Source organism: Coprococcus sp. RTP21204st1_G4_RTP21204_210225 (assembly GCF_040915385.1).
GTDB classification, from domain to species: Bacteria; Bacillota; Clostridia; order Lachnospirales; family Lachnospiraceae; genus Allocoprococcus; species Allocoprococcus comes.
In genome coordinates this window covers 26,543-50,119 of the sequence record NZ_JBCPDP010000016.1, presented here as the reverse complement: position 1 = coordinate 50,119, position 23,577 = coordinate 26,543, and the positions used below count along the sequence as shown (strand labels likewise).

Below are 23,577 nucleotides of genomic sequence, written 5' to 3'. Positions count from 1 at the left end.
AATTTATGAGATTATCAAACGGGTTTGTTATTGACAAAGAGAAAACATTTGGAGAATTAAAGTTTACAGCGGTGCGTGATGTGTTCTTACAGAATGAGGACGGGACACCGAGTACCCAGCTTAAAAAGCGTATCTATGATTTGAAGTGCAGTCTGCATGGTGGAATTATCCCCGTGTCTGTACCGCCAGAAGTATCGTTAAGGGAATTTCCTTACAATGCAGTTGTGGAGCTTGTCAATCCCGTAGCCGATACGGTATCAAGAAAAACCTATACGGGTGCAGATGTGGACTGGTATGTAAAGGCAGAGGATATTGTGTTGAAGAATAAAGGCAACCAGAACGCAGGCAGTCCACAGAACCCTACACCGCAGGGACAGCCGAAGAAATAAAAGTGATGTATTTGTCTTAATTTTGATTGACACGAACAATGCGGAGTGATATATTTATCTCATAAAGATACAAAAACATCTCATTTGAAAGGAGAGATAAATATGTCAAAGAAACAAATTAAAAAAATTATTTTTATGGGGGTAGGGTGTGCTTTATTGCTTATTGTTGGTACAATCTACTCCCTATTATACAATGATGGACGCTGGGTCAAAAATATGGATATGTCGGAATATGTATTTTCTTACAAGGATATTCCTATGTTAGTAATTGGAGCTTTAATAGCACTATATGCTATCTATATAGTAATTATCTGCTTTAAAAATGTCTTTTCAAAAAACAGCAGGGAAAAACGATATTCAAGAACAATTTCTCCTTACTGGGGATTTTGTGGAATGTTTGGTTTTCTGGGGTTTGGCGGATTTTGGACATACTATAAATTTGGAGAAATATTTCCTTTTGCTTTTTTCATATTTTTTGGTTTTTTCAGTTTTTTCTTTGAAGGTAAACTTTCTCATATCTTAGAAGATGAGCTTTTTCAAGAAAATAAACGTAAGGCACAATTAGAAGCCTACAAGATAGGTTTTAAACTATTATTTGTAGTTATCTGGCTTATGGCAATAGGTATGTTTTCCCGTAATGTTGAGTGGTGTGCAATATTTATGCTGATTTCTGTTTCACTTATCTATGCTCTTGTTCTTTTTCTTAGCAACTATTTATTATATCGTTATGAAAAAAGGAAATAAATTATGGAAGCAAAGTTTGTATGTAATTTAAAAAAATATCGTGTAGCACAAGAATTAACACAAGAACAACTCGCTGACATTGTAGGTGTTCGTCGTGAAACTATTATGAGATTAGAAAAAGCACAATATAATCCGTCACTTAAATTGGCAATAGATATTTCAAGAGCTGTAAAAGCTCCGATAGAAGATATATTTATTTTTGAATAAAGACAGTTTAAAGCAGTTAGTCTTAGGATTGACTGCTTTTTCGTACACAGAAAGGAGAGATTGTTTTATGCGTAAGATTTGGAATAAAGGACACCGTATCAGAGCCAGCGACAAGCACCTTGTCTACCACTTTTCCATAGGAACGCTTCTGTTTGTATTCGTGGCGGTTCTCCTGCTACTGAATATCAAACAGCTCATGCGTGCCGATTGGGAGCATTTCAGCTTGTTTGAGAATGGCTTGACGCTTTCCCCTTACAACTTCATAACCATACTGATATCGACTGGTGTTTGTGCATTGGTCGCTTTTCTGTATTACCGCTTCTGTTACGACAGTTTCAAGAAGCTCCTGCACCGTCAAAAGCTGGCAAGAATGGTACTGGAAAACAAGTGGTATGAAGCCGATACCGTACAAGACAGCGGTTTTTTTACTGACCTGCAAAGCAGATCAAGGGAAAAAATCGTCTGGTTTCCAAAGATTTATTATCAAATGGAAAAGGGACTGCTTCATATCCGCTGTGAAATTACGCTGGGGAAATATCAAGACCAGCTTTTACGGTTAGAGGATAAATTGGAAAGTGGCTTGTATTGTGAGCTGACCGACAAGACCCTGCATGACGGATATATCGAATATATCCTGCTTTATGATATGATAGCAAACCGCATTACCATTGATGAAGTACGGGCAGAGAACGGCTGTCTTAGATTGATGAAAAATCTTGTCTGGGAATATGACGCACTCCCTCACGCTCTGATTGCTGGTGGGACTGGTGGCGGTAAAACCTATTTTTTGCTAACGCTCATTGAAGCCTTACTGCATACCAACGCTGTCCTTTATATCTTAGACCCGAAGAACGGTGACCTTGCGGACTTAGGGACAGTTATGGGAAATGTGTATCATACCAAAGAAGAAATGATAGACTGCGTCAATGCCTTTTATGAGGGCATGGTACAGCGAAGCGAGGAAATGAAGCGACACCCGAACTATAAGACAGGCGAAAACTACGCCTATCTGGGACTGCCACCCTGCTTTCTTATCTTTGATGAATATGTGGCGTTTTTTGAAATGCTGGGGACGAAAGAAAGCGTGAGCTTACTTAGCCAGCTAAAGAAAATCGTTATGTTAGGGCGACAAGCAGGTTATTTCCTTATCGTTGCCTGCCAGCGTCCAGACGCAAAGTATTTCTCGGACGGTATCAGAGATAACTTCAATTTCCGTGTGGGACTTGGGCGTATCAGCGAATTAGGTTACGGTATGCTGTTTGGTTCAGATGTGAAAAAGCAGTTTTTTCAGAAGCGTATCAAGGGGCGTGGATATTGTGATGTGGGAACAAGCGTTATCAGTGAGTTTTACACGCCTTTAGTCCCGAAAGGACATGATTTTTTGCAGACTATCGGCTCTCTTGCACAAGCAAGGCAGGACGGGACGGCGACGTGCGAAGCGAAAGGCGACGGCACGGACTAGCCGTTGCTGGTGTGGCGTTAGCCACGCCAGCAGGTAAAACCCCTCGGTATCTAACAGAGGGGTACGTTTGCAAATGGACAATAGACAAAAAACATAGGAAACATAAGGCTTATCGCATAGTTTCCTTGCAAAATTCAGATGTGAAGTCGCCTTAAAAAACTTCACACTTTACAGATTGGGGGTATGGTTCTGAATGAAGAACAAGGAATAAAAGAATTACGGGAGAAACGGATTGCTTACGGTATCTCACAAGGCAGGCTGGCGTTGGCTTCTGGTATCACAAGGGAATATCTCAACAAGATAGAAAGCGGAAAAATGAAGCCGTCAAAGGAACTTCTTAATACTCTGCAAAAGGAACTGGCAAAGTTCAATCCAGAAGCACCGCTTACCATGCTGTTTGATTATGTAAAAATCCGTTTTCCCACGCTGGATATACAGCACATCATCAAAGATATATTAAAACTGAATATCAACTATATGCTCCATGAAGATTACGGACATTACAGTTATACGGAGCATTATTCTTTAGGGGACATCTTTATCTATACGTCGGCTGACGAAGAAAAGGGTGTCCTTTTAGAGTTAAAGGGGCGAGGTTGCCGACAGTTTGAAAGTTACTTGCTGGCACAGGAAAGAAGCTGGTATGACTTTCTCATGGACGCACTCGTAGACGGTGGTGTTATGAAGCGTATCGACCTTGCTATCAACGACCATATGGGCATTTTGGATATTCCAGAGCTTGCGGAAAAATGCAGGAAACGGGAATATATCGGAAAGTCCAGAAGTTACAAGTTTTACTTGTCGGGCGAGCTTATCAAGCATAGAGAGGACGACAGAGAATATATGGGGCGTACCCTTTATCTTGGTTCGCTGAAATCCGATGTGTATTTCTGTATCTATGAAAAGGACTATGAGCAGTACGTCAAGTTCGGGATACCGCTGGAAGAAGCCGATATTATCAACCGTTTTGAGATACGGCTTCGTAATGAACGTGCCTATTATGCAGTACGAGATTTGCTGACGTATTATGACGCAGAGCAGACCGCCTTTTCTATCATCAACCAGTATGTGCGGTTTGTTGATGAAGAACCCGACAAACGAAAAAGCGACTGGAAACTCAATGACCGCTGGGCTTGGTTTATCGGCGATAACAGACAGAGCTTGAAGCTGACGACAAAGCCAGAGCCGTACACCTTAGACCGCACGTTGCGTTGGGTACAACGGCAGGTAGCACCGACCTTGAAAATGCTGAAAAAGATTGATAAGGGAAATGGTACAGATTACATGGAAACAATCGAACAGCAGGCAAAGCTCACAGAAAAGCATGAAATGATAATCAAACAGCAGACGACCCCTGCAAAAGATTTAGTAGAAAGTTAGGAGTGATAAAAATGTGGGTATTATTAAAAGATTTCCTGCTGGTATCTATGGGAATGGGTATCGGTGTAGTCTTGATGTGTATTTTGAATGTCGGCAAAGAAGCTGACTATGAAATGAAACAATTAAAAGAAAGCGAGGACAATTAAATGAATTTCGGACAAAATTTGTATCAATGGTTTTTATCAAACGCACAGAGCTTAGTGCTTATGGCGATTGTGGTTATCGGTATCTACTTAGGGTTCAAGCGTGAGTTTTCCAAACTTATCGGCTTTTTGGTAGTTGCCTTGATTGCTGTCGGCTTGGTATTCAATGCTGGCGGTGTGAAAGATGTACTGTTAGAGCTGTTCAATAAGATTATCGGTGCATAAAATTTTATTGTGGGGCTGATGTATGGGTGCTATAATGTGAAAAAAGAAGTAATCGAGGTGTTCTATTTTGAATGAGAGAGAAAAAATTATTCGTTTATGGTTTGATATGTGGTTGAAACAGCAAGACTTAGGAATGGATAAAATTTTTACAGAAGATGTTGTTTATACGGAAAGCTGGTGTCCTAAATATGAAAATCTTAAAACAGTAAAACATTGGTTTAATGAATGGAATACTCGTGGTAAAGTCATTATTTGGGATATTAAACAGTTCTTTCATAAAGAAAATCAAACTGTCGTAGAATGGTATTTTAAAAATGAAATGAATACGGGAAGCGTTGAAGAATTTGACGGTATTTCCTTAATTGAATGGACAGAAGATAACAAAATCAAATCATTAAAAGAATATGGTTGCAATCTGAATAACTATAATCCATATCAACACAGCGATAACCCTCAATTTAGAGATGAAAAAACAAACTGGTTTTAAAACTTAATCAAATTATATCCATATACATAAAGCAGTTAGTCTTAGGATTGACTGCTTTTTTCTTACCTAAAATCAGATTGGAGTGATGACATGAACGATATTTTTAAGGATATGCAGGCAAAAGTCGGCTGTGAATACATTTCCGACCTGCCCTCTTACAAGCGTAAGGTGTGGCAGGAAATGAAACGACTGAACCCTGCCGACTATGAAGAAAAACAGTTAGAAGATTTTTCAAAGTATGTGTTTGGTATGTCGTACCAGACCTTACAAGATGTGATGAAACAACAGAAAGGACGTGAGGAACAATGCAGGAAACAAGGGTGCTGGTGGAAACGAAAGGAACAACTGGCGAAGAAACAATATCATACTGGTTTGAACTGCCGATAGATGTTGCCGAGTTTGAAGAAAAGTTAGGTATCGGTGCAGAAAGTGGGGATTACCGTATTATCGAAAAGGTGTTGCCTTATGCTGATGAAGTCCACGAACATACAAGCGTGTACCAGCTCAACGAATTAGATTTTATGTACCGCCAGCTTTCAAGTGATATGCAGGAAGAATATGTATCACTACTTACGGTGTTTGAGAATTTAGAAGCACTTTATATTTGCAGGAACGTGATTACGATTTATCCCGACTGCAAAAGCATGATAGATGTTGCAAAGCAAAAGCTGATGAACGACCCGACATTTAAGCATTTATCCGAGGACTGTCAAGAATATTACTTTGACTTTGAAGCCTACGCTTCTCACTTGCAGGAACACGGGAAATTTTTAGTAACAGAACACGGTATCTTTGAACTGCCAGAGTAGGAAATGAGGTGTGCTTATGATTGATGATATGGCGGTTTATATTGCTAATCTTGGCAAATACAACGAGGGCTATTTAGTCGGTGCTTGGTTCACATTTCCCATTGACGAGGAAGATGTAAAAGAAAAAATCGGCTTGAATGAACAGTATGAGGAATACGCTATCCATGATACCGACAACTTCCCCATTGGCATAGGGGAATATGTTTCCATTGAAGAACTCAATGAGATGTATGAAATGATAGCGGAACTTCCCGACTATATCGTAGAGTGTCTGGACGAATTTATCAGCCACTATGGGACGCTGGAAGAAGTCGTGGAACATAAGGACGATATTTACTATTATCCCGACTGTGAAACCATGACAGATGTTGCCTACTACTACATAGACGAATTGCAGGCACTTGGGGACATTCCACCCAGCTTACAGAATTACATTGACTATGAAGCCTACGGGCGAGATTTGGATATGGGCGGTTGCTTTATTGAAACAAGCCGAGGGATATGCGAGATACCATATTAACGCTGGAAGATCAGCGACAAGCATTGTTGCTACTGACAGCGTATTTCTCTTTTAAGGGACAGTCTGAAAATGGCTGTCCTTTTCTATTTTGAAAGGAGCTGAAAGAACTTGAAAAAGATTAAAAGCTACACGGGTATCTGGAACGTGGAAAAAGTCTTATATGCAATCAATGACTTTAACTTACCCTTTCCCGTTACTTTTACACAGATTACATGGTTTGTGATTACGGAATTTCTCATCATTTTGTTTGGGGATATTCCCCCACTTTCCATGATTGAGGGAGCATTTCTCAAATACTTTGGTATTCCCGTTGCTCTCACTTGGTTCATGTCGCAGAAAACCTTTGACGGAAAGAAGCCGTACAGCTTTTTGAAATCACAGATAACCTATGCCCTGCGACCAAAAATCACTTATGCAGGAAAAGCCGTAAAACTGCATAAGCAGATATTGAATGAAACAATCACGGCAGTAAGGAGTGTGAACTATGTTCCCGATAAAATATATTGACAATAACCTTGTCTGGAACAAGGACAATGAGGTGTTCGCCTACTATGAGCTGATACCATACAACTATTCTTTTCTATCCGCAGAGCAGAAATTTATCGTGCATGACAGTTTCCGACAGCTTATCGCACAGTCCCGTGAGGGTAAAATTCATGCGTTGCAGATTGCCACAGAAAGCTCAATCCGCAGTATGCAGGAACAGTCAAAGAAACTGGTAACTGGAAAATTAAAGGAAGTTGCCTGCCAGAAGATAGACGAACAGACCGAAGCGTTAGTATCTATGATTGGGGACAATCAAGTGGACTACCGCTTTTTTCTTGGCTTTAAGCTCATGGTTACGGAAGAACAGCTCAATCTGAAGAACATCAAAAAATCGGCGTGGCTGACGTTCACGGAATTTCTCCATGAAGTGAACCACACGCTGATGAATGATTTTGTTTCCATGCCGAATGATGAAATCAACCGTTACATGAAAATGGAAAAGTTACTGGAAAATAAAATCTCCCGTCGCTTTAAGGTGCGTCGCTTGGAAATCAATGATTTTGGGTATCTCATGGAACATCTTTACGGCAGGGACGGTATTGCCTATGAAGATTATGAGTACCAGCTACCAAAGAAGAAATTGAACAAAGAAACGCTGATAAAATACTACGACCTTATCCGTCCGACAAGGTGTGTGATTGAGGAAAGCCAGCGGTATTTAAGATTGGAACATGAGGACAAGGAAAGTTATGTGTCCTATTTTACCGTCAATGCGATTGTAGGCGAGCTTGATTTTCCGTCAAGTGAAATCTTCTATTTCCAGCAACAGCAATTCACATTCCCCGTTGATACTTCTATGAATGTAGAAATCGTGGAAAATCGGAAAGCATTAACGACCGTCCGCAACAAGAAAAAGGAACTGAAAGACCTTGATAATCACGCCTATCAAGCAGGAAGTGAAACCAGCTCAAATGTGGTGGACGCTTTAGACAGCGTGGACGAGCTGGAAACTGATTTAGACCAGACAAAAGAAAGTATGTATAAGTTAAGCTACGTCATACGGGTGTCTGCACCCGATCTTGACGAGCTGAAACGCCGTTGTGATGAAGTCAAGGACTTTTACGACGACCTCAATGTAAAGCTGGTGCGTCCTGCTGGGGATATGCTGGGGCTTCATTCTGAATTTTTACCAGCCAGCAAGCGATATATCAATGACTATGTGCAGTATGTAAAATCAGATTTTTTAGCTGGGCTTGGCTTTGGTGCGACACAGCAGTTAGGAGAAACTACGGGTATCTATATGGGCTATTCTGTTGATACGGGAAGAAATGTGTACCTGCAACCGTCCCTTGCCAGTCAAGGTGTAAAAGGTACAGTTACCAACGCTTTAGCGTCTGCTTTTGTCGGTTCGCTTGGCGGTGGGAAATCGTTCTGTAACAATCTTCTGGTATATTATGCGGTGCTGTTTGGCGGTCAAGCACTTCTGTTAGACCCTAAAAGTGAGCGTGGTAACTGGAAAGAAACGCTCCCAGAGATTGCACATGAAATCAATATCGTAAATCTTACCAGCGATAAGGACAATGCAGGGCTTCTTGACCCGTTTGTGATTATGAAGAATGTAAAAGACGCTGAAAGTCTGGCAATCGACATCTTAACATTCCTTACGGGTATTTCTTCAAGGGACGGCGAAAAATTCCCCGTACTTCGTAAGGCAGTACGCTCCGTTACCCAGAGCGACAGTCGGGGCTTGCTCCATGTGATAGACGAGCTACGCCGTGAAGATACGCCCATATCAAGAAATATCGCAGACCATATCGACAGCTTCACGGACTACGACTTTGCACACCTGCTGTTTTCAGACGGTACGGTAGAAAATGCTATCAGTCTGGATAATCAGCTCAATATCATTCAAGTAGCCGACCTTGTACTGCCAGATAAAGATACCACTTTTGAAGAATACACGACCATTGAATTGTTGTCTGTGTCTATGCTGATTGTGATTAGTACCTTTGCCCTTGATTTTATCCATTCGGACAGAAGCATTTTTAAGATTGTCGATTTAGACGAAGCGTGGGCGTTCTTAAATGTGGCACAAGGAGAAACCTTATCAAATAAGCTGGTTCGTGCTGGGCGAGCTATGCAGGCAGGCGTTTATTTCGTTACACAATCTTCTGGCGACGTGTCAAAGGAAAGTCTGAAAAACAATATCGGCTTGAAATTTGCCTTTCGTTCTACTGACGTCAACGAGATAAAACAGACCTTAGAATTTTTCGGTATCGACAAGGACGACGAAAACAACCAGAAACGGCTTCGTGATTTGGAGAACGGACAATGCTTATTGCAGGACTTATACGGACGTGTCGGTGTGGTACAGATACACCCCGTCTTTGAAGAACTGCTACACGCCTTTGATACCAGACCGCCCGTACAGAGAAATGAGGTGGAGTGATGAAAGAAAGGGTAAAAGGTGCGTTCACAAAAAAGAAGATTTTCCACTTTCTCAAAATGGCTCTGTTCGTGGTGGCACTCTCCCTTATCCTGCTTTCACTTCTGGGGACGGTAGCTCATGCAACGGGGCTTGTGGACGATACCATAAACGCAGAAAATCTGTATTCAAAATATCCGTTGTCGAATTACCAGCTTGATTTTTATGTAGATAATAGCTGGTCGTGGCTTCCGTGGAACTGGCTGGACGGTATCGGAAAATCGGTGCAGTATGGACTTTACTGTATTACCAACTTTGTCTGGACGATAAGCCTTTATTTAAGTAATGCAACGGGCTATGTGGTGCAGGAAGCCTATAAACTTGATTTTATTAACGATATGGCAGACAGTATCGGAAAGAGCATACAGACCCTTGCAGGCGTTACTTCAAACGGCTTTTCCAGCTCTGGCTTCTATGTTGGCTTTCTGCTTCTCATTATCTTGGTGGTGGGACTTTATGTTGCTTATACGGGACTGATTAAACGGGAAACCAGCAAGGCACTTCACGCTGTTATCAACTTTGTGGTGGTGTTCGTGCTGTCCGCTTCATTTATTGCCTATGCTCCCGACTACATTAAGAAGATAAATGAATTTTCATCAGACATCAGTACCGCTTCTTTAGACTTGGGAACGAAAATCATGCTCCCTAATTCTGACAGTGAGGGCAAGGATAGCGTGGACTTGATACGGGACAGCTTATTTTCTATTCAAGTGGAACAGCCGTGGTTACTCTTGCAATTCGGGAACAGCAACGCAGAAGAAATCGGGGCAGACCGTGTAGAAGCTCTTGTATCGGCAAGCCCAGAGGACGAGGATGGGAAAACTAGAGAGGAAGTCGTGAAAACAGAAATCGAAGATAACGACAACAACAATCTGACGATACCGCAGGTCGTGAACCGTTTAGGCATGGTGTTCTTCCTCTTGTTCTTCAACTTGGGTATCACGATATTTGTATTCTTGCTTACGGGCATGATGTTGTTCAGCCAGATACTTTTTATTATCTTTGCAATGTTTTTACCTATCAGTTTTTTACTTTCCATGATACCGAGCTATGAAAGCATGGCAAAGCAGGCAATCGTGAGAGTATTTAATACCATAATGACACGGGCAGGAATAACGCTCATTGTAACGGTGGCATTTAGTATTTCCAGTATGTTTTACAACATTTCCACAGACTACCCATTCTTTATGGTGGCGTTCTTGCAGATAGTATGTTTCGCTGGTATCTACATGAAGCTGGGCGACTTAATGAGTATGTTCTCACTTAATGCTGGCGACAGTCAAAGCATGGGACGACGCATATTCCGCAGACCGTATCTGTTTATGCGACATCGGGCTAGGCGTATGGAACACCGTATTGCAAGGGCGGTAAGTGCTGGCGGTATTTCGGGCGGTGTAGCTGGTGCGGTGGCTGGAAGTGCCGTTGCTGGCAAGAGAGCCGAAAGAAAAAATACGGCTTCTAAAGAAAATCGGGGCAATACCACTTCCAGCATGGGACAGCGTGCAGGTTCAAAAGTCGGTGCTGTTTTAGATACGAAAAATAAAGTGAAAGACAAGGCAAACGCTGTCAAAGAGAATATCAAGGATATGCCGACACAGACCGCTTATGCGGTGTATTCCGCAAAGGAAAAGGCAAAGTCCAGCGTGTCCGACTTCAAGCGTGGCATGGTGCAGGAACAGCAGTCCAGACAGACGGGACGCTTGGAAAAGCAGGAACAGCGTAAGAAAAATATCGCTGACAAACGTATGGAGCTTCAAAAGGCACAAGAAGCAAGGCAGGTACAGCGAAAGGCTGACGGATCAGCGACAACGGGAGCTACCCGTCCCCATGAGCGACCAGTCACAGCTTCAACCATTCCAAAGCCGAGTGTTGAAAAAATGCAGGAAGTCAAACGCCCAGCCACAGCTCCAACTCCGAAAGCAAGTGAGCCAGTCAAGACAAATGTTATCAAAGAGCGTCCGTTATCTTCTGGTGCTTCTGATAAGAAAGCACCCCAGCCTACACAGACAGTACATAGGCAGAATGTAGAAAAAGTGGTATCGCAGGAAACACGCCAGAATGACACCAAAGACCGCAGGATAAAGGTTCAGCAGACCCAGAGCGTCCAGAAGAACCAGCAGACCATAGAGAAAACCCGTAACCTTGTAACGAAGAAAGGACAGAAGAAAAAATGAAACTGAAACATATCGCTATCATTGGCAGTCTGTTTCCTATCCTCTTTTCTCTGGTGCTTTTCTTTGGCGTCCTCATTAGTGCGGACAGCGACGACGAGAACAGCAATTTTTCTTCTGGCATTACGGGTATGAACCTATCCGCAGAAGTCTTGAAACATCAGCCTATGGTAGAAAAATACGCCAGAGAAAACGGTATCTCCGAGTATGTCAATGTGTTACTTGCTATCATTCAAGTAGAAAGTGGCGGTACGGCAGAAGATGTTATGCAGAGTTCGGAAAGTCTTGGTTTACCGCCTAATTCCTTAGATACGGAAAGCTCAATCAAGCAGGGGTGTAAGTATTTTGCGTCCCTGCTTTCTTCCTGCAAAAATCAAGGTATCGACGACTTGAATGTAGCGATACAGTCTTATAACTATGGCGGTGGCTATGTGGGATATGTGGCAGGAAAAGGAAAAAAACACACTTTTAATCTTGCAGAGAGCTTCGCCCGTGAGAAATCGGGTGGAAAGAAAGTAACCTACACCAACCCGATAGCCGTTGCTAAGAATGGGGGCTGGCGGTATGGCTATGGAAATATGTTCTATGTGGAAGTAGTCAATCAGTATTTAGCAGTTCCGCAGGTATCGGGAGAACTGGCACAAAAGGTAATGAATGAAGCGTTGAAATATCAAGGCTGGAAGTATGTGTATGGTGGCAGTAACCCGAATACTTCCTTTGATTGTTCGGGATTGACGCAATGGTGCTATGGAAAAGCTGGTATCTCCTTACCGAGAACAGCACAAGCACAGTATGACGCAACCCAACATCTGCCACTCTCGCAGGCAAAAGCAGGCGATTTGGTGTTTTTCCATTCCACCTATAACGCTGGTTCGTATGTAACACACGTCGGTATTCTTGTTTCGCCGACACAGATGTACCACGCAGGCGACCCGATAGGATATGCAGACCTAAGTAGTAGTTACTGGCAACAGCACTTAATCGGTGCAGGACGAGTAAAACAATAGAAAGGACTTGAAAAATATGTTTAAGAAGAATAAGAAACAGACAGAAACTATCAAAGAACCAAAAGAAAAAAAGGTGCGTACTGTCAAGGTAGGCACACATAAGAAAACCGTGATTGCGTTGTGGGTGGTGCTTGTCGCAAGCGTGAGCTTTGGGGTGTATAAGAATTTTACGGCTATCGACCAGCACACCACCCATGAAAAAGAAATCATTGAACTTTGCTTGCAGGACACCAACGGGATAGAAAATTTCGTGAAAAACTTTGCGAAGTCCTATTACACATGGGATAACAGCAAAGAAGCTATCGAAGCAAGGACGCAGGCAATCAGCGGTTATCTGACAAAGGAATTGCAGGACTTAAATGTAGACACCATTAGAACCGATATACCGACCAGCTCCACGGTTACAGATGTGATTGTATGGCATATCGAGCAATCGGGAGCGGACACTTTTTCTGCTACCTACGAAGTAGATCAGCAGATAAAAGAGGGAGAACAGACAAGCAATGTGAAAGCAACCTATACTGTAAAAGTCTATGTGGACGCAGACGGGGATATGGTAATCGTTCAAAACCCTACCCTTGCACCAGCAGTTGAAAAATCAGACTATGAGCCTAAGACACCAGAAGCAGACGCAAGCGTGGACGCTGATACGGTAAATGACGCTACCGCTTTTCTGGAAACATTCTTTAAGCTGTACCCAACAGCGACGGAAAAAGAGCTTGCTTACTATGTATTGGGAAATGTGATTGAACCTATCGGCAGGGACTACCTTTATTCTGAACTGGTAAACCCTATCTTTATAAAGGACGGCGACAATGTGAAAGTCAAGGTTGCGGTAAAATTCATTGATAATCAGACAAAAGCGACGCAGGTATCGCAGTATGAGCTTGTGCTACATAAGGATAGTAACTGGAAGATTGTAGGATAAATGATATAGCGTGCATTTCCTATCAGATTTGCACGCTTTTACAAAACGACAAGAAAATTGTGCAAAAATATTGACTTGTAATGACCGAATGCTATAATATAAATGACAAGTGTACTTGGTATTATTTGAAGGGAGCGTTATATAATGGATAAAGAAAAAATACTATCACAAAACAAAAAAGAGAATCTATATCTTGATGAATACGAAAAACATATTAAACTTCAAGGGAAATCTTTTGGCTTAATGTTTGTTTTATTTATCTGCATTTTAATTCTTCTCATTAAAGCAGTTTGTAAAGAACCCTACTATGACATAATGACAATTATTGGGTCTGTGGCATTTGGCTCTATGGGTTATGAAGCACATATTTCAAAAAATAAATCCAAATTTGTTATTGCTTTATTCTTTCTTCTATTTATGGGGTATTACTTTTATAAATTTTTAATGATAGGTTTATAGAATGGACGAACATTTAATTTTGCGAAACAGATTAAAAACTGTACGAAAAGAAAAAAAATTATCACAAACAGAATTAGCTGAACTAGTCGGGGTTTCTCGGAATACAATTAGTTCTATTGAAACTGGACAATTCAATCCAACAGCAAAATTGGCATTAGTGCTTTGTATAGCTTTAGATAAAAAATTTGAAGAATTATTTTATTTTGATTAAAGGAGAGAACGATTATGGAATTAGAGGAATTGATTGTTGAAATAGTTATAGGATTGTTTTTACTTTTTATATCTTATCAAATAGGAATAAAAGAGAATATTACTTTATTACATGGTTATCATTATACACAACTTGACCCTAAAGATAAAAAGGTGTTTACAAAAAAAATAGGAATAGGCACTTTACTGGTTAGTATTGGTATTCTTGTTATGCCGATTATCAATTTAATCTCTCATTCTGAATTAGGCTATTACATAGGTCTTATTTTGATTTTTGCAGGAGTGTTTTATATCATATTCATCATTGTAAAATACAACGGAAAACTTATTAGCTTTAAAAAGTAGAATTGAGGTATGAATATGATAGGACTGAACAAAAGAGATATAAAAAAGGCATTGAAAGCTGGTGCAAAAGCTGGCGGTGTATCATTGGCTGATGTTCGGGCGGATATTGAAGCTACGATTGATGAAGCTATGAATAGCACCGACCCAGAGGTGCAGGCAAATTTCAAAAAGTATTTTGGGAATAAACGCCCTACACCAGAAGAATATATTTATATCATTACGAAAAAGACAAAGGCAAAATTATAATAAAAGGGTCGTGGAAATGCTTCACAAAATTGTGATCTGCATTATCACGGCTCTTTTACTCTCTGTTTACTTTCAAAACTGTAAGTGTAATTGAATACTGCCCTTGCTATAATTTAATTGTATTCCAAAACAAATAAATGTGGCAGGAAGAAAGGAGCGATTTTTAATGGAACACATTTTAAATTTAGAGCAAGTAAAAAAATACTACGGGGGTAACTCTGGAAATATCACAAAGGCAGTAGACGGTATTTCTATGTATGTAGACAAGGGCGAATTTGTCGCAATCATGGGAGCTAGTGGTTCTGGAAAGACTACCCTATTAAACTGTATCTCTACGATTGATACTGTAACCAGTGGACACATTACAGTCAATAATCAAGATATTACAAAAATCAAGGATAAAGATTTTGCTGATTTCAGACGTGAAAATCTAGGGTTCATTTTTCAAGATTTCAACCTTTTAAATACTTTAACGATTGAAGAAAACATTTCTTTGTCATTGGTAATCAACAAACGGAACCCTGCTGATATTGAAAAAAGAGTTCATGCTATCGCCGATAAATTGGGTATTCGTGATATTTTATCGAAATTTCCTTATGAAGTTTCTGGCGGACAAAAACAGCGTTGTGCTTGTGCTAGAGCCTTAATCAATGAACCGAAACTGATTTTAGCTGATGAACCGACGGGAGCTTTGGACTCAAAAGCTTCCAGATTGTTGCTGGAAACAATGGCTGACATCAATAAGAAAATGCAGGCAACTATTTTGATGGTAACACATGACCCGTTTAGTGCGTCTTTCTGTGAACGTATTTTGTTCTTGAAAGACGGTAAAATATTCAATGAAATCTTCAAAGGAGAAAAAAACAGAAAAGACTTCTTCAATGAAATACTGGATATATTAACCTTGCTTGGAGGTGAAGTGGGAAATGTTAGGTAAGTTAGCGTATAGAAATACAAAAAGAAATATTAAAGATTATATGATTTATCTGATAACCGTTACTGTTTCCTTTTCTCTTATATTTGCTTTTAATTTGGTGGCAAGTTCTGATGAAATTGTAAAGTTATGTTCCAGTATGGATGCATTTAAGAATTCATTGTTCGCTGTAAATATCCTTATTGTTTTTGTGATATGCTTTTTGATTAACTATACAACGAAATTTATGTTTGAAAAGAGAAGTAAAGAGTTAGGAACATATATGCTTCTTGGCATTGAGAAAAAAGAAATTGCCCACTTAGTTGTAATTGAAAATATACTGTTGGGAATTTTAGCAATTGTATTAGCTATTCCTATTGGCTTTTTATTCAGCCAGTTTGTGTCGTTAGTAATTGTAAACTTACTGGGTATTCCAAAAACTCTCTTTATTTCTTTGAATTTCGTTTCTATTGGACTATTGATAATTTATTTTTTAACTATTTATGTTTTGGTTTTACTTAATCTATTAAGAAGAATAAGTAAAATGACGATACGTGATTTTCTTTATTTTGATAAACAAAATGAAAAGAAAATGTTCCGTGACAGTAAAAAAAGAAATGTCATTTTTGTCTTAAGTATTATTCTTGGTGTGATTTCTCTTTTTCTCTGGAATTCACGTTGCACTATGGATAACTTTAATAAGCAAGAAACACTTACCTATTTAATGGTAAGCGTAATCATGTTGATTATCAGCATTTATGGTATATCTACAACTTGTGCAGATATGTTCTTGACTGTTTTGTTAAAGAATAAAAAAATGAAATATCAAAATGACAATCTGTTTGTAGCAAGAACATTTGCTTCTAAAGCAAGAACAATGAGCTTCACATTTGGTACATTGTCTATGTTGATTTTAACTTCACTGCTGGCTCTGAATTATTCTAGTATCAACAAAGCTTCGTATGATATCAGCGTAAATTTAAATGCACCATATGATGTACAACTCTTTGATGATAAGCAGGTATTTGATGAATATATTCGAGTAATTGAAGAAGAATATACGATTGATAATACCATTGAGTACGACATTTATAAAGAGCCGAATCATCAGGTACAAAATTTCTTCCAATCAGAATATTATGATTTTGACCCAGTCTTGAAGTTAAGTGATTATAATAGGTTACTAGAATTAAGAAAGATGCCGTTGCTTTCTTTAAATGATAACGAATACTATATAGTTACAAATAGCAAGTTTGCATATGAGGTTGAAGATAACAAAGACATTGAAACTATAACAGTAGCAAATAAAAATTTGAAATTAAAAGGATATGACACTAAGTCTTATTGGAACTCTATAACTAATACTGGCAGATTTGTTGTTGTACTTCCAGATAAATATGTTCAAGGACTTGAAGTATCAGAAAATCATTTGATTATAGATACAAAAGAAGAAACAGATGCAGAATTAGAAAACAAGATAAAAGAAGATATGCAACATCAATTAGTAAAGGTTGATAAAAATGGAGAAATAAATGACGAATCGTATAGAGTAAATGTAAGAGGTGCAGAAATAGAACAACAAAAAGCAATGGTTGCAATAGTAGCCAGTCTGTTTATGTACATTGCATTTATTTTGATTTCCGCAGTAGGGACAATTTTGGCAGTTCAATCATTGAGCGACTCTACTAAATACAAATATCGCTACTTGACCTTGCGAAGATTAGGAATAAATGATAAGTCGCTATTTAAGACAATCAGAAAACAATTATTGATATTATTTTGTGTCCCTGCAATATCAGCAATATTATGTTCTTTTGTGATGATGTCGTCATTGAATAATGTGTATCAACAAATTTTGGGAGATAAACACCTTTATCTAATCTACTTTGGCTTGAATTTAATTATCTTCTTCCTAATTTATAGTATTTACTGGATTGCAACGTATATTGGTTTTAAACGAAATATCAACGAGGAGAGTTAGACTTTTCTGGCTCTCCTACTGTGAAATTATTATAATGATAAATCAAGGGGGTGTTGAAATGAGAATAGCAATTATCGAAGATGATGAAATCACTCGTTTGGAGCTTTCTAAATTATTGAACACACAAGGATATGAAACAGTTTTATTGACTGACTTTGGAAACCTGACAGATGAATTAAAGCAATATTCCATAGAACTGGTTCTGCTTGATATTAACCTGCCGTATGAGAATGGCTATGAAGTATGCAGGAAAATAAAACAAGTCATGCCAGTACCGATTATCTTTGTAACAAGCAGAGATACAAATGCTGACGAATTGAAAAGTATTCAAGTGGGTGGGATTGACTTCATAACAAAGCCGTATGACACGCTTATTCTTCTTGAGAAGATCAAGCGTGCATTGCAGTTGTCAAACCCGAATAATTTCCGTGAGCTTGTCAAAAAAGATTGTACCCTTGATTTACATTTATCCATTTTGAAGTATCAAGAGCAAAGCATTGAACTGACAAGAAATGAATTTCGTATTTTGTACTACTTCTTTATGAACGAAGATAAAGTTATTAGCAAAGAAGAACTATTGGAAAAGCTGTGGAATGACAAATATTATATAGACGAAAATGTATTATTGGTTAATATGACCCGTCTAAAAAAGAAAATGAAAGAAATCGGTATTGTTCATTTATTGGAAAATATACGAGGAAAGGGTTGGAAACTGTGAGTTTTTTTACATTCTTAGAAGAAAAAATAACAGAGATATTGTTTCAGCTTTTCTTTCTTGCCGTAGTAGCATTTCTCTTGATTTTCTACGGTGTAGATACGCTGTTTGTTGTATCGTTGGTAATTCTGTTCATCAGCATACAAGGGCTTTTTCAATGGTGTTTGTATCGGAAGAAACGTAACGTTTCACAACATATTATTGATTTAGTAGACGGACTGGAAGAAACCTATTATATTGCAGACGTTTTACCAAAGCCAAAAGAATTTCAAAATAAAGCCTATTGCTACGCACTAAAAAAAGCCTGCAAATCTATGAATGATGAAATCGGCAAAATCACAGAGGAAAAGCAGGACTATCAAGAATATGTGGAAAGTTTCGTCCATGAAATTAAAATACCGATAGGAGCATTGTCTTTGACGTTTGACAATACAAAAAATTACACATTAAAAAAAGAAACAGACAAAATATTTCAGTTAGTGGAACAAATGCTCTACTATGCAAGAAGCGAAAATACGGAAAAGGACTATTTTGTAAAACAGTTGCAGTTAGACGAAGTGATACATAATGTCATTCTGAAATTCCGTCATTCGCTTATGGAAAGAAAAGCAATTATCAATATCCATGACATAGAAAATGTCATTTATACTGATGAAAAATGGCTGACATTCATTCTATCTCAAATCGTGCAAAATGCGATTAAGTATTTTGATAAGCAAGAAAATAAACTGACGATATACAGTCAAGACAATGGTACAAATATATTGCTTGTGATTGAAGATAATGGTTGTGGAATAAAAGCGTCTGATTTATCCCGTGTATTTGAAAAAGGTTTTACGGGTTCAAATAGAAACAAAGCAAATGCAACGGGTATGGGACTGTATCTATCGAAAAAATTATGCGATAGGTTGGGCTTGAAATTGGATATTGCTTCTACGGAAAAAGAATATACAAGACTGACCATTACATTTCCAAAAGGAACAGTTCATAATTTTTCAGAGTAATTTGAAAACCATGCCAACATTGATACGGTGCTTTAAGGGGGCTTGCATTATGGAAAGCTTTAAGTACAATTATTTGCAATCAAATTCCACCTAATAGCACACTATTAAAAATTGAATATGTTTTAGCTTTAAAGGCTCGTACAGACTATATGTTTTGTGCGGGCTTTTTTCATACCCGAAAAAAATTTAAAAATTTTTCAAAAGAGGTCATTAAATCACACCTTTCATTCCCTATATGGTGCGGAAAGAGGGATAAACACTTTTCAAATCATAGTGGAAAGGGGGTGAGATTGATGAAACCGTCTGACTTCCAGAAAACAGTTCAATGTCGCTTTGAAAGTTGTTTGAAGAAAGTTGTCCGTCATGTTGTAAAGGACTACCAACAAGGATTAAAACGACGAAAAGATAAAGAAATTCCATTCTGTGAACTTCCAGAAATTTTCGTTGAAAATTTTGCTGTGTGGGACGACTACGAAACAGATTATACAATCTTTTCAGTATGTGGCATTGATATTCGTGTCCTTGATGATGAGCTGGCAGAAGCCTTGAAAAAACTTCCAGAAAGAAAGAGAAATACTCTGTTAATGTATTACTTCTTGGAAATGACAGAAAGTGAAATTGCCAACTTACAAAAGATTACGCAAAGCGGTGTATTTAGAAACCGACATCATGCTTTGGAAACTATGAAAAAAATACTAAAGGAGAAGCAGTAAAATGAAGCAAACATTTAAGAAGCCGTCCTACTATTTGCTTTCGCAAGCAATGGACGGGGACGAAAAAGCGATTGAAAAAATACTGGCATTTTATGACCCGTACATATCAAAGTGCTGTTTGCGTCCACTCTATGATGAATACGGCAATGTCTATATTGTTGTAGATATGGAGTTAAAGGGACTTATCCGAGAAGCACTTATCAAAATGATTTTAGGGTTTGATATTGCCTTAGAAATCGAAGAAGAATAAGCAGTTTTTAGCAGAGCATGGTTTAATGTCCCCCTCTTTCCTGCTCTGCCCTGCTTTTACATGAAAGCAACACGCTTTCGCCACAGCTCTTTGACAACTGAATAAAGCAGACAGATACGTTTGTGAGATAGCGAGCCACGGGGACTGTACGCCACGACTTTTCCAAAAGAAAGCGAGCGCCCCACGCAGTGATCCGAGAGCGACTGTTGGAAAAGTCGTTTTGCCATGACCTATCCTCACAGAATAATGATACGTCCGCATGGTGCGGTTCTGCCCACAAGAATGGGAATAGTTGAGATACTAATGGAGCTTTCCAAAGCCGTCTGTCTGCTTATGTAACTTATAAATAGACACACAGCAAAGGGGGTGTTACATTATGTTAAATACTGATGTGTTAAATGATGTGATGTTCCAGCGAGGTAAGGTGTTGGAATATGAATAAAACGAAGATAAGAGCAACGGAACAGCCGATTGCTGTTGATATAGAGGGACTGTCTGCTATGTTATCTTGTGGTCGTGCTACTGCAAGAAAGATTGGCGAGCAGGCAGGAGCAAAAATTGTGATAGGTCGCAGGGTTCTTTATTCCATAGAAAAAGTCAAGAAATACTTGTTATATTTGGAAGAATAGAGCGATTTTCTATTTATGTTCTCTGGCGTGTGTAGTATAATAAGAAAGGACAAAGCACGCTGTGAGAACAAGAAAAGAGGCTTTTTCAGAAAGGAATGGTTCTCATGGCAATTAGTAGAAAAGACCCAAAAGGAAGAAAATTAAGAGAGGGCGAAAACTGGCGTAATGATGGAAGATACAGTTATCGTTATACAGATGCAAGAACAGGCAAGAGATTGACAGTCTATGCACAAGATTTACCAGAGCTTCGAGAAAAAGAGAAGCAGATTGCAAAAGATATGGAAGATAATATATTGACAGACGGAGCAATCAAAAAAATGACGCTTAACACGTTGTTTGAGCGTTATATGGCAACTCGTGAGCTGGCTGATACTACAAGAGTTAGTTATGTTCGTGCTTGGGAAAACAGAGTAAAAGACGAGATTGGAAATATTAAAGTTGTTCAGCTTTTACCCTCACATATTAAAGCGTATTATGCGAAACTTTCCAAAGCTGGATATGCTTATTCTACAATCAAGTATATTCACAACCTGCTTTATCCTGCATTAGAAATGGCTGTTGATGACGATATTATCCGAAAGAACCCTGCAAAAAGTTCCATTAGTGATTATGGAAAACCAGCAGAGGAAAAAGAAGCCTTAACAGTTTCTCAACAAGAAAAGTTTATGGAGTTTGTAAAACAGAGCAATGTCTATAACACATATTATCCTATGTTTACCATAATGATTGGTACGGGGTTAAGGTGTGGGGAGCTTATTGGTCTTACATGGAAAGATATAAACATCAAGGCAAAAACGGTTAATGTAGACCACCAGCTCATTTATAAGAATTTAGGCGACGGTTGCAAGTTCCATATCTCAACACCAAAAACGTCGTCGGGTATTCGTATTATACCTATGACACAAGAAGTTGCAAAAGCCTTTGAGGAACAAAGAAAAATCAATTTTATGCTTGCAAAGGATAAGAGCATTGAGGTGGACGGGTGTTCGGGGTTTGTCTTTACAGCAAAATCGGGCAGACCGCTTATGCCGAATGGCGTAAATAGTGTTTTATACAACATTGTAGACGCATATAACAAAACCGAAGTAGAGAGAGCAAAAAAAGAGCATAGGAAAGCAGAGCTGTTACCAAAGTTTTCAGCCCATGTCATGCGTCACACAGCTTGTACCAGAATGGCAGAGTGCCGTATGGACGTAAAAGTTCTTCAATATATTATGGGACACGCTCATATAGATGTAACAATGGAAGTGTATAACCATATTGGAGAGCTGACAAGGATTGAAAATGAGATTGCAAGACTAGATAGTATGGTGTTAAATGCTTGACACCACAAAAAGAGAAATTGGTGTCAAATTGGTGTCAAAACAGAAAAAATCACAATTTCAAAAGAAATAAGATACTGCAAACCATTGATTTTAAAGGGTTTGCAAAAAAAATCTCAAAAAATTAGCACTCACCTATTGACAGTGCTAATAATAAGTGTTATATTACAGCTAGAACAAAGGAAGGGGAACAAAAAGAGATGATAAAGATTCCACCGACCGGTGTTTGAGATGACAACAACACTTCAGAGTAAATCCGAATGTGCTAAATAAATTAATAAATGTCTTTTGAAAGGAGATATGACTTATGTTAATGCCTAGTATTTTTGGAGAGAACTTATTGGATGATTTCTTTGGAGAACCATTTGGAGGATATGATTACAGTGAATCCGGACTTATGACAACGGATGTAAAAGATACCGATAAAGGCTATGAAGTAACGATGAACATGCCTGGAGTTAAAAAAGAAGATGTAAAAGCAGAACTGAAAGATGGTTATCTGACAGTCAGTGCTGAGACGAACACGAAGAAAGATGAAAAAGCTGAAGATGGCAAGTACATCCGCCGTGAACGTTACAGTGGATCCTGCAGCAGAAGCTTTTATGTAGGTGACGGTGTCAAACAGGAAGACATCAAAGCCAAATTTGAAGACGGTACATTGAAACTGTTCGTACCGAAAGAAGCAGCAAAACCTGCTGTAGAACAGAAGAAATACATTTCCATTGAGGGATAATCAGAATACGGATTGTAAGCGTCCGATTACAAGGCTGCCAGATGAGGCAGCCGCTTAAAAAGAAAGTTAGCTAAATTCAGATAGATTTATAAGGAGGAACGACTTATGTTAATGCCTAGTATTTTTAATGATAACTTATTTGATGATTTCTTTGATTTTCCATTTTATGATGATAAAGCAGATCGTAAGATCCAGAGAAAACTGTATGGACATCATGCAGGCAATCTGATGAAGACAGATATCAAAGAGAAAAAAGATGGTTATGAACTGGAGATCGATCTTCCGGGATTCAAGAAAGATGAAGTTACAGCAGAACTGAATGACGGATATCTGACAGTCAGCGCTGCCAAAGGACTGGATCAGGATGAGCAGGAGAAAGAAACTGGTAAGTACATCCGTCGTGAACGTTATGCAGGAGCCTGCCAGAGAAGTTATTATGTAGGTGAAGATATCACGGAAGAAGATATCAAGGCTGAGTTTAAGCATGGTATCCTGAAACTCTTTGTCCCGAAGAAAGAAGTAAAACCGGCAGTAGAAGAGAAGAAATATATCAGTATCGAAGGATAATGACAACACGTTAAAAACTTTCAAATACACCATATGATGAGGGCTGC

The 23,577-nt window shown here is 38.9% G+C and carries 30 protein-coding genes; all 30 read left to right on the top strand.

Features of this window, described 5'->3' with window-relative positions; all coding sequences use genetic code 11:
• The first annotated feature begins 5 nt into the window (after nucleotides 1–5).
• The 30 genes from AB5213_RS13360 to AB5213_RS13215 all read left to right on the top strand — a co-directional run bounded on the left by AB5213_RS13360 (nucleotide 6) and on the right by AB5213_RS13215 (nucleotide 23,530).
• Entirely contained in the window at nucleotides 6–389 is a 384-nt protein-coding gene (locus tag AB5213_RS13360) for a YdcP family protein (protein WP_368276822.1), read from the top strand.
• Between the two features lie 102 nt (nucleotides 390–491).
• Complete coding sequence (locus AB5213_RS13355) at nucleotides 492–1,133, top strand: DUF3796 domain-containing protein (protein WP_055285974.1); 642 nt, start codon at nucleotides 492–494, stop codon at nucleotides 1,131–1,133.
• A gap of 3 nt (nucleotides 1,134–1,136) precedes the next feature.
• Nucleotides 1,137–1,340: a helix-turn-helix transcriptional regulator gene (locus AB5213_RS13350; RefSeq protein WP_008787613.1), complete on the top strand. Its 204-nt coding sequence runs from the start codon at nucleotides 1,137–1,139 to the stop codon at nucleotides 1,338–1,340.
• 67 nt (nucleotides 1,341–1,407) lie between these two features.
• On the top strand, nucleotides 1,408–2,802 hold the full coding sequence (locus AB5213_RS13345; RefSeq protein ID WP_368276821.1) for an FtsK/SpoIIIE domain-containing protein: 1,395 nt from the start codon (nucleotides 1,408–1,410) through the stop codon (nucleotides 2,800–2,802).
• A gap of 183 nt (nucleotides 2,803–2,985) precedes the next feature.
• Nucleotides 2,986–4,182: a MobT family relaxase gene (gene mobT, locus AB5213_RS13340; RefSeq protein WP_055180183.1), complete on the top strand. Its 1,197-nt coding sequence runs from the start codon at nucleotides 2,986–2,988 to the stop codon at nucleotides 4,180–4,182.
• A gap of 11 nt (nucleotides 4,183–4,193) precedes the next feature.
• On the top strand, nucleotides 4,194–4,328 hold the full coding sequence (locus AB5213_RS13335; protein ID WP_009243011.1) for a DUF3789 domain-containing protein: 135 nt from the start codon (nucleotides 4,194–4,196) through the stop codon (nucleotides 4,326–4,328).
• The gene (locus AB5213_RS13330) at nucleotides 4,329–4,550 is read left to right on the top strand and encodes a hypothetical protein (RefSeq protein ID WP_002323342.1); all 222 of its coding nucleotides are present in this window, start codon (nucleotides 4,329–4,331) and stop codon (nucleotides 4,548–4,550) included.
• 67 nt (nucleotides 4,551–4,617) lie between these two features.
• Nucleotides 4,618–5,037, top strand: a complete 420-nt coding sequence (locus tag AB5213_RS13325) for a nuclear transport factor 2 family protein (RefSeq protein WP_009243012.1) — start codon at nucleotides 4,618–4,620, stop codon at nucleotides 5,035–5,037.
• Between the two features lie 90 nt (nucleotides 5,038–5,127).
• Nucleotides 5,128–5,424, top strand: a complete 297-nt coding sequence (locus tag AB5213_RS13320) for a conjugal transfer protein (protein ID WP_009243013.1) — start codon at nucleotides 5,128–5,130, stop codon at nucleotides 5,422–5,424.
• On the top strand, nucleotides 5,343–5,846 hold the full coding sequence (locus tag AB5213_RS13315) for an antirestriction protein ArdA (protein WP_009321285.1): 504 nt from the start codon (nucleotides 5,343–5,345) through the stop codon (nucleotides 5,844–5,846). The genes AB5213_RS13320 and AB5213_RS13315 overlap by 82 nt, the downstream gene beginning before the upstream one ends.
• Nucleotides 5,847–5,862: 16 nt before the next feature.
• On the top strand, nucleotides 5,863–6,366 hold the full coding sequence (locus tag AB5213_RS13310; protein WP_368276820.1) for an antirestriction protein ArdA: 504 nt from the start codon (nucleotides 5,863–5,865) through the stop codon (nucleotides 6,364–6,366).
• A gap of 108 nt (nucleotides 6,367–6,474) precedes the next feature.
• Nucleotides 6,475–6,873, top strand: a complete 399-nt coding sequence (locus AB5213_RS13305) for a conjugal transfer protein (RefSeq protein ID WP_009243016.1) — start codon at nucleotides 6,475–6,477, stop codon at nucleotides 6,871–6,873.
• On the top strand, nucleotides 6,851–9,301 hold the full coding sequence (locus AB5213_RS13300; protein WP_055180185.1) for an ATP-binding protein: 2,451 nt from the start codon (nucleotides 6,851–6,853) through the stop codon (nucleotides 9,299–9,301). The genes AB5213_RS13305 and AB5213_RS13300 overlap by 23 nt, the downstream gene beginning before the upstream one ends.
• A complete protein-coding gene (locus tag AB5213_RS13295) occupies nucleotides 9,301–11,511 on the top strand; it encodes a CD3337/EF1877 family mobilome membrane protein (RefSeq protein WP_368276818.1) in 2,211 nt (736 codons plus the stop codon). The genes AB5213_RS13300 and AB5213_RS13295 overlap by 1 nt, the downstream gene beginning before the upstream one ends.
• On the top strand, nucleotides 11,508–12,515 hold the full coding sequence (locus AB5213_RS13290) for a lysozyme family protein (protein WP_003059774.1): 1,008 nt from the start codon (nucleotides 11,508–11,510) through the stop codon (nucleotides 12,513–12,515). The genes AB5213_RS13295 and AB5213_RS13290 overlap by 4 nt, the downstream gene beginning before the upstream one ends.
• A gap of 16 nt (nucleotides 12,516–12,531) precedes the next feature.
• Nucleotides 12,532–13,443 (top strand): conjugal transfer protein, encoded by a 912-nt coding sequence (locus tag AB5213_RS13285; RefSeq protein WP_003062215.1) that lies wholly within the window; start codon nucleotides 12,532–12,534, stop codon nucleotides 13,441–13,443.
• A 144-nt stretch (nucleotides 13,444–13,587) separates the two neighbouring features.
• Nucleotides 13,588–13,902, top strand: coding sequence for a DUF6442 family protein (locus tag AB5213_RS13280; protein ID WP_009243022.1), 315 nt, complete (start codon nucleotides 13,588–13,590; stop codon nucleotides 13,900–13,902).
• A 1-nt stretch (nucleotide 13,903) separates the two neighbouring features.
• On the top strand, nucleotides 13,904–14,113 hold the full coding sequence (locus AB5213_RS13275; protein WP_005342572.1) for a helix-turn-helix transcriptional regulator: 210 nt from the start codon (nucleotides 13,904–13,906) through the stop codon (nucleotides 14,111–14,113).
• A 14-nt stretch (nucleotides 14,114–14,127) separates the two neighbouring features.
• Nucleotides 14,128–14,457 carry a DUF3784 domain-containing protein gene (locus tag AB5213_RS13270; RefSeq protein ID WP_005342570.1) on the top strand — a complete coding sequence of 110 codons (330 nt, stop codon included), beginning with the start codon at nucleotides 14,128–14,130 and terminating at the stop codon, nucleotides 14,455–14,457.
• Nucleotides 14,458–14,472: 15 nt separating this feature from the next.
• On the top strand, nucleotides 14,473–14,703 hold the full coding sequence (locus AB5213_RS13265) for a hypothetical protein (protein WP_003060191.1): 231 nt from the start codon (nucleotides 14,473–14,475) through the stop codon (nucleotides 14,701–14,703).
• A 166-nt stretch (nucleotides 14,704–14,869) separates the two neighbouring features.
• The gene (locus AB5213_RS13260; protein ID WP_055223605.1) at nucleotides 14,870–15,640 is read left to right on the top strand and encodes an ABC transporter ATP-binding protein; all 771 of its coding nucleotides are present in this window, start codon (nucleotides 14,870–14,872) and stop codon (nucleotides 15,638–15,640) included.
• Nucleotides 15,630–17,597 carry an ABC transporter permease gene (locus tag AB5213_RS13255; protein ID WP_055223607.1) on the top strand — a complete coding sequence of 656 codons (1,968 nt, stop codon included), beginning with the start codon at nucleotides 15,630–15,632 and terminating at the stop codon, nucleotides 17,595–17,597. Before AB5213_RS13260 ends, AB5213_RS13255 begins: the two co-directional genes overlap by 11 nt.
• 58 nt (nucleotides 17,598–17,655) lie before the next feature.
• Nucleotides 17,656–18,315 carry a DNA-binding response regulator gene (locus AB5213_RS13250; protein ID WP_015530206.1) on the top strand — a complete coding sequence of 220 codons (660 nt, stop codon included), beginning with the start codon at nucleotides 17,656–17,658 and terminating at the stop codon, nucleotides 18,313–18,315.
• A complete protein-coding gene (locus AB5213_RS13245; RefSeq protein WP_055223653.1) occupies nucleotides 18,312–19,316 on the top strand; it encodes a sensor histidine kinase in 1,005 nt (334 codons plus the stop codon). Before AB5213_RS13250 ends, AB5213_RS13245 begins: the two co-directional genes overlap by 4 nt.
• Nucleotides 19,317–19,609: 293 nt before the next feature.
• Nucleotides 19,610–20,029: an RNA polymerase sigma factor gene (locus AB5213_RS13240; RefSeq protein WP_009261829.1), complete on the top strand. Its 420-nt coding sequence runs from the start codon at nucleotides 19,610–19,612 to the stop codon at nucleotides 20,027–20,029.
• A 1-nt stretch (nucleotide 20,030) separates the two neighbouring features.
• The gene (locus AB5213_RS13235) at nucleotides 20,031–20,279 is read left to right on the top strand and encodes a helix-turn-helix domain-containing protein (protein ID WP_004613734.1); all 249 of its coding nucleotides are present in this window, start codon (nucleotides 20,031–20,033) and stop codon (nucleotides 20,277–20,279) included.
• 434 nt (nucleotides 20,280–20,713) lie between these two features.
• Nucleotides 20,714–20,908: a hypothetical protein gene (locus AB5213_RS13230; RefSeq protein ID WP_004614488.1), complete on the top strand. Its 195-nt coding sequence runs from the start codon at nucleotides 20,714–20,716 to the stop codon at nucleotides 20,906–20,908.
• Nucleotides 20,909–21,012: 104 nt separating this feature from the next.
• Nucleotides 21,013–22,233, top strand: a complete 1,221-nt coding sequence (locus AB5213_RS13225) for a tyrosine-type recombinase/integrase (protein WP_055223655.1) — start codon at nucleotides 21,013–21,015, stop codon at nucleotides 22,231–22,233.
• A 304-nt stretch (nucleotides 22,234–22,537) separates the two neighbouring features.
• A complete protein-coding gene (locus AB5213_RS13220) occupies nucleotides 22,538–22,963 on the top strand; it encodes an Hsp20/alpha crystallin family protein (RefSeq protein ID WP_008374340.1) in 426 nt (141 codons plus the stop codon).
• Nucleotides 22,964–23,068: 105 nt separating this feature from the next.
• Nucleotides 23,069–23,530, top strand: coding sequence for an Hsp20/alpha crystallin family protein (locus AB5213_RS13215; protein ID WP_008374342.1), 462 nt, complete (start codon nucleotides 23,069–23,071; stop codon nucleotides 23,528–23,530).
• Nucleotides 23,531–23,577 lie beyond the last annotated feature (47 nt).

Excerpts from the sequence above, each read along its gene's own strand:
- AB5213_RS13360 (WP_368276822.1), top strand. The coding sequence starts at position 6 with ATGAGATTATCAAACGGGTTTGTTATTGACAAAGAGAAAACATTTGGA.
- AB5213_RS13355 (WP_055285974.1), top strand. The coding sequence starts at position 492 with ATGTCAAAGAAACAAATTAAAAAAATTATTTTTATGGGGGTAGGGTGT.
- AB5213_RS13350 (WP_008787613.1), top strand. The coding sequence starts at position 1,137 with ATGGAAGCAAAGTTTGTATGTAATTTAAAAAAATATCGTGTAGCACAA.
- AB5213_RS13345 (WP_368276821.1), top strand. The coding sequence starts at position 1,408 with ATGCGTAAGATTTGGAATAAAGGACACCGTATCAGAGCCAGCGACAAG.
- mobT (WP_055180183.1), top strand. The coding sequence starts at position 2,986 with ATGGTTCTGAATGAAGAACAAGGAATAAAAGAATTACGGGAGAAACGG.
- AB5213_RS13335 (WP_009243011.1), top strand. The coding sequence starts at position 4,194 with ATGTGGGTATTATTAAAAGATTTCCTGCTGGTATCTATGGGAATGGGT.
- AB5213_RS13330 (WP_002323342.1), top strand. The coding sequence starts at position 4,329 with ATGAATTTCGGACAAAATTTGTATCAATGGTTTTTATCAAACGCACAG.
- AB5213_RS13320 (WP_009243013.1), top strand. The coding sequence starts at position 5,128 with ATGAACGATATTTTTAAGGATATGCAGGCAAAAGTCGGCTGTGAATAC.
- AB5213_RS13315 (WP_009321285.1), top strand. The coding sequence starts at position 5,343 with ATGCAGGAAACAAGGGTGCTGGTGGAAACGAAAGGAACAACTGGCGAA.
- AB5213_RS13310 (WP_368276820.1), top strand. The coding sequence starts at position 5,863 with ATGATTGATGATATGGCGGTTTATATTGCTAATCTTGGCAAATACAAC.
- AB5213_RS13300 (WP_055180185.1), top strand. The coding sequence starts at position 6,851 with ATGTTCCCGATAAAATATATTGACAATAACCTTGTCTGGAACAAGGAC.
- AB5213_RS13295 (WP_368276818.1), top strand. The coding sequence starts at position 9,301 with ATGAAAGAAAGGGTAAAAGGTGCGTTCACAAAAAAGAAGATTTTCCAC.
- AB5213_RS13290 (WP_003059774.1), top strand. The coding sequence starts at position 11,508 with ATGAAACTGAAACATATCGCTATCATTGGCAGTCTGTTTCCTATCCTC.
- AB5213_RS13285 (WP_003062215.1), top strand. The coding sequence starts at position 12,532 with ATGTTTAAGAAGAATAAGAAACAGACAGAAACTATCAAAGAACCAAAA.
- AB5213_RS13280 (WP_009243022.1), top strand. The coding sequence starts at position 13,588 with ATGGATAAAGAAAAAATACTATCACAAAACAAAAAAGAGAATCTATAT.
- AB5213_RS13275 (WP_005342572.1), top strand. The coding sequence starts at position 13,904 with ATGGACGAACATTTAATTTTGCGAAACAGATTAAAAACTGTACGAAAA.
- AB5213_RS13270 (WP_005342570.1), top strand. The coding sequence starts at position 14,128 with ATGGAATTAGAGGAATTGATTGTTGAAATAGTTATAGGATTGTTTTTA.
- AB5213_RS13265 (WP_003060191.1), top strand. The coding sequence starts at position 14,473 with ATGATAGGACTGAACAAAAGAGATATAAAAAAGGCATTGAAAGCTGGT.
- AB5213_RS13260 (WP_055223605.1), top strand. The coding sequence starts at position 14,870 with ATGGAACACATTTTAAATTTAGAGCAAGTAAAAAAATACTACGGGGGT.
- AB5213_RS13255 (WP_055223607.1), top strand. The coding sequence starts at position 15,630 with ATGTTAGGTAAGTTAGCGTATAGAAATACAAAAAGAAATATTAAAGAT.
- AB5213_RS13250 (WP_015530206.1), top strand. The coding sequence starts at position 17,656 with ATGAGAATAGCAATTATCGAAGATGATGAAATCACTCGTTTGGAGCTT.
- AB5213_RS13240 (WP_009261829.1), top strand. The coding sequence starts at position 19,610 with ATGAAACCGTCTGACTTCCAGAAAACAGTTCAATGTCGCTTTGAAAGT.
- AB5213_RS13235 (WP_004613734.1), top strand. The coding sequence starts at position 20,031 with ATGAAGCAAACATTTAAGAAGCCGTCCTACTATTTGCTTTCGCAAGCA.
- AB5213_RS13230 (WP_004614488.1), top strand. The coding sequence starts at position 20,714 with ATGAATAAAACGAAGATAAGAGCAACGGAACAGCCGATTGCTGTTGAT.
- AB5213_RS13225 (WP_055223655.1), top strand. The coding sequence starts at position 21,013 with ATGGCAATTAGTAGAAAAGACCCAAAAGGAAGAAAATTAAGAGAGGGC.
- AB5213_RS13220 (WP_008374340.1), top strand. The coding sequence starts at position 22,538 with ATGTTAATGCCTAGTATTTTTGGAGAGAACTTATTGGATGATTTCTTT.
- AB5213_RS13215 (WP_008374342.1), top strand. The coding sequence starts at position 23,069 with ATGTTAATGCCTAGTATTTTTAATGATAACTTATTTGATGATTTCTTT.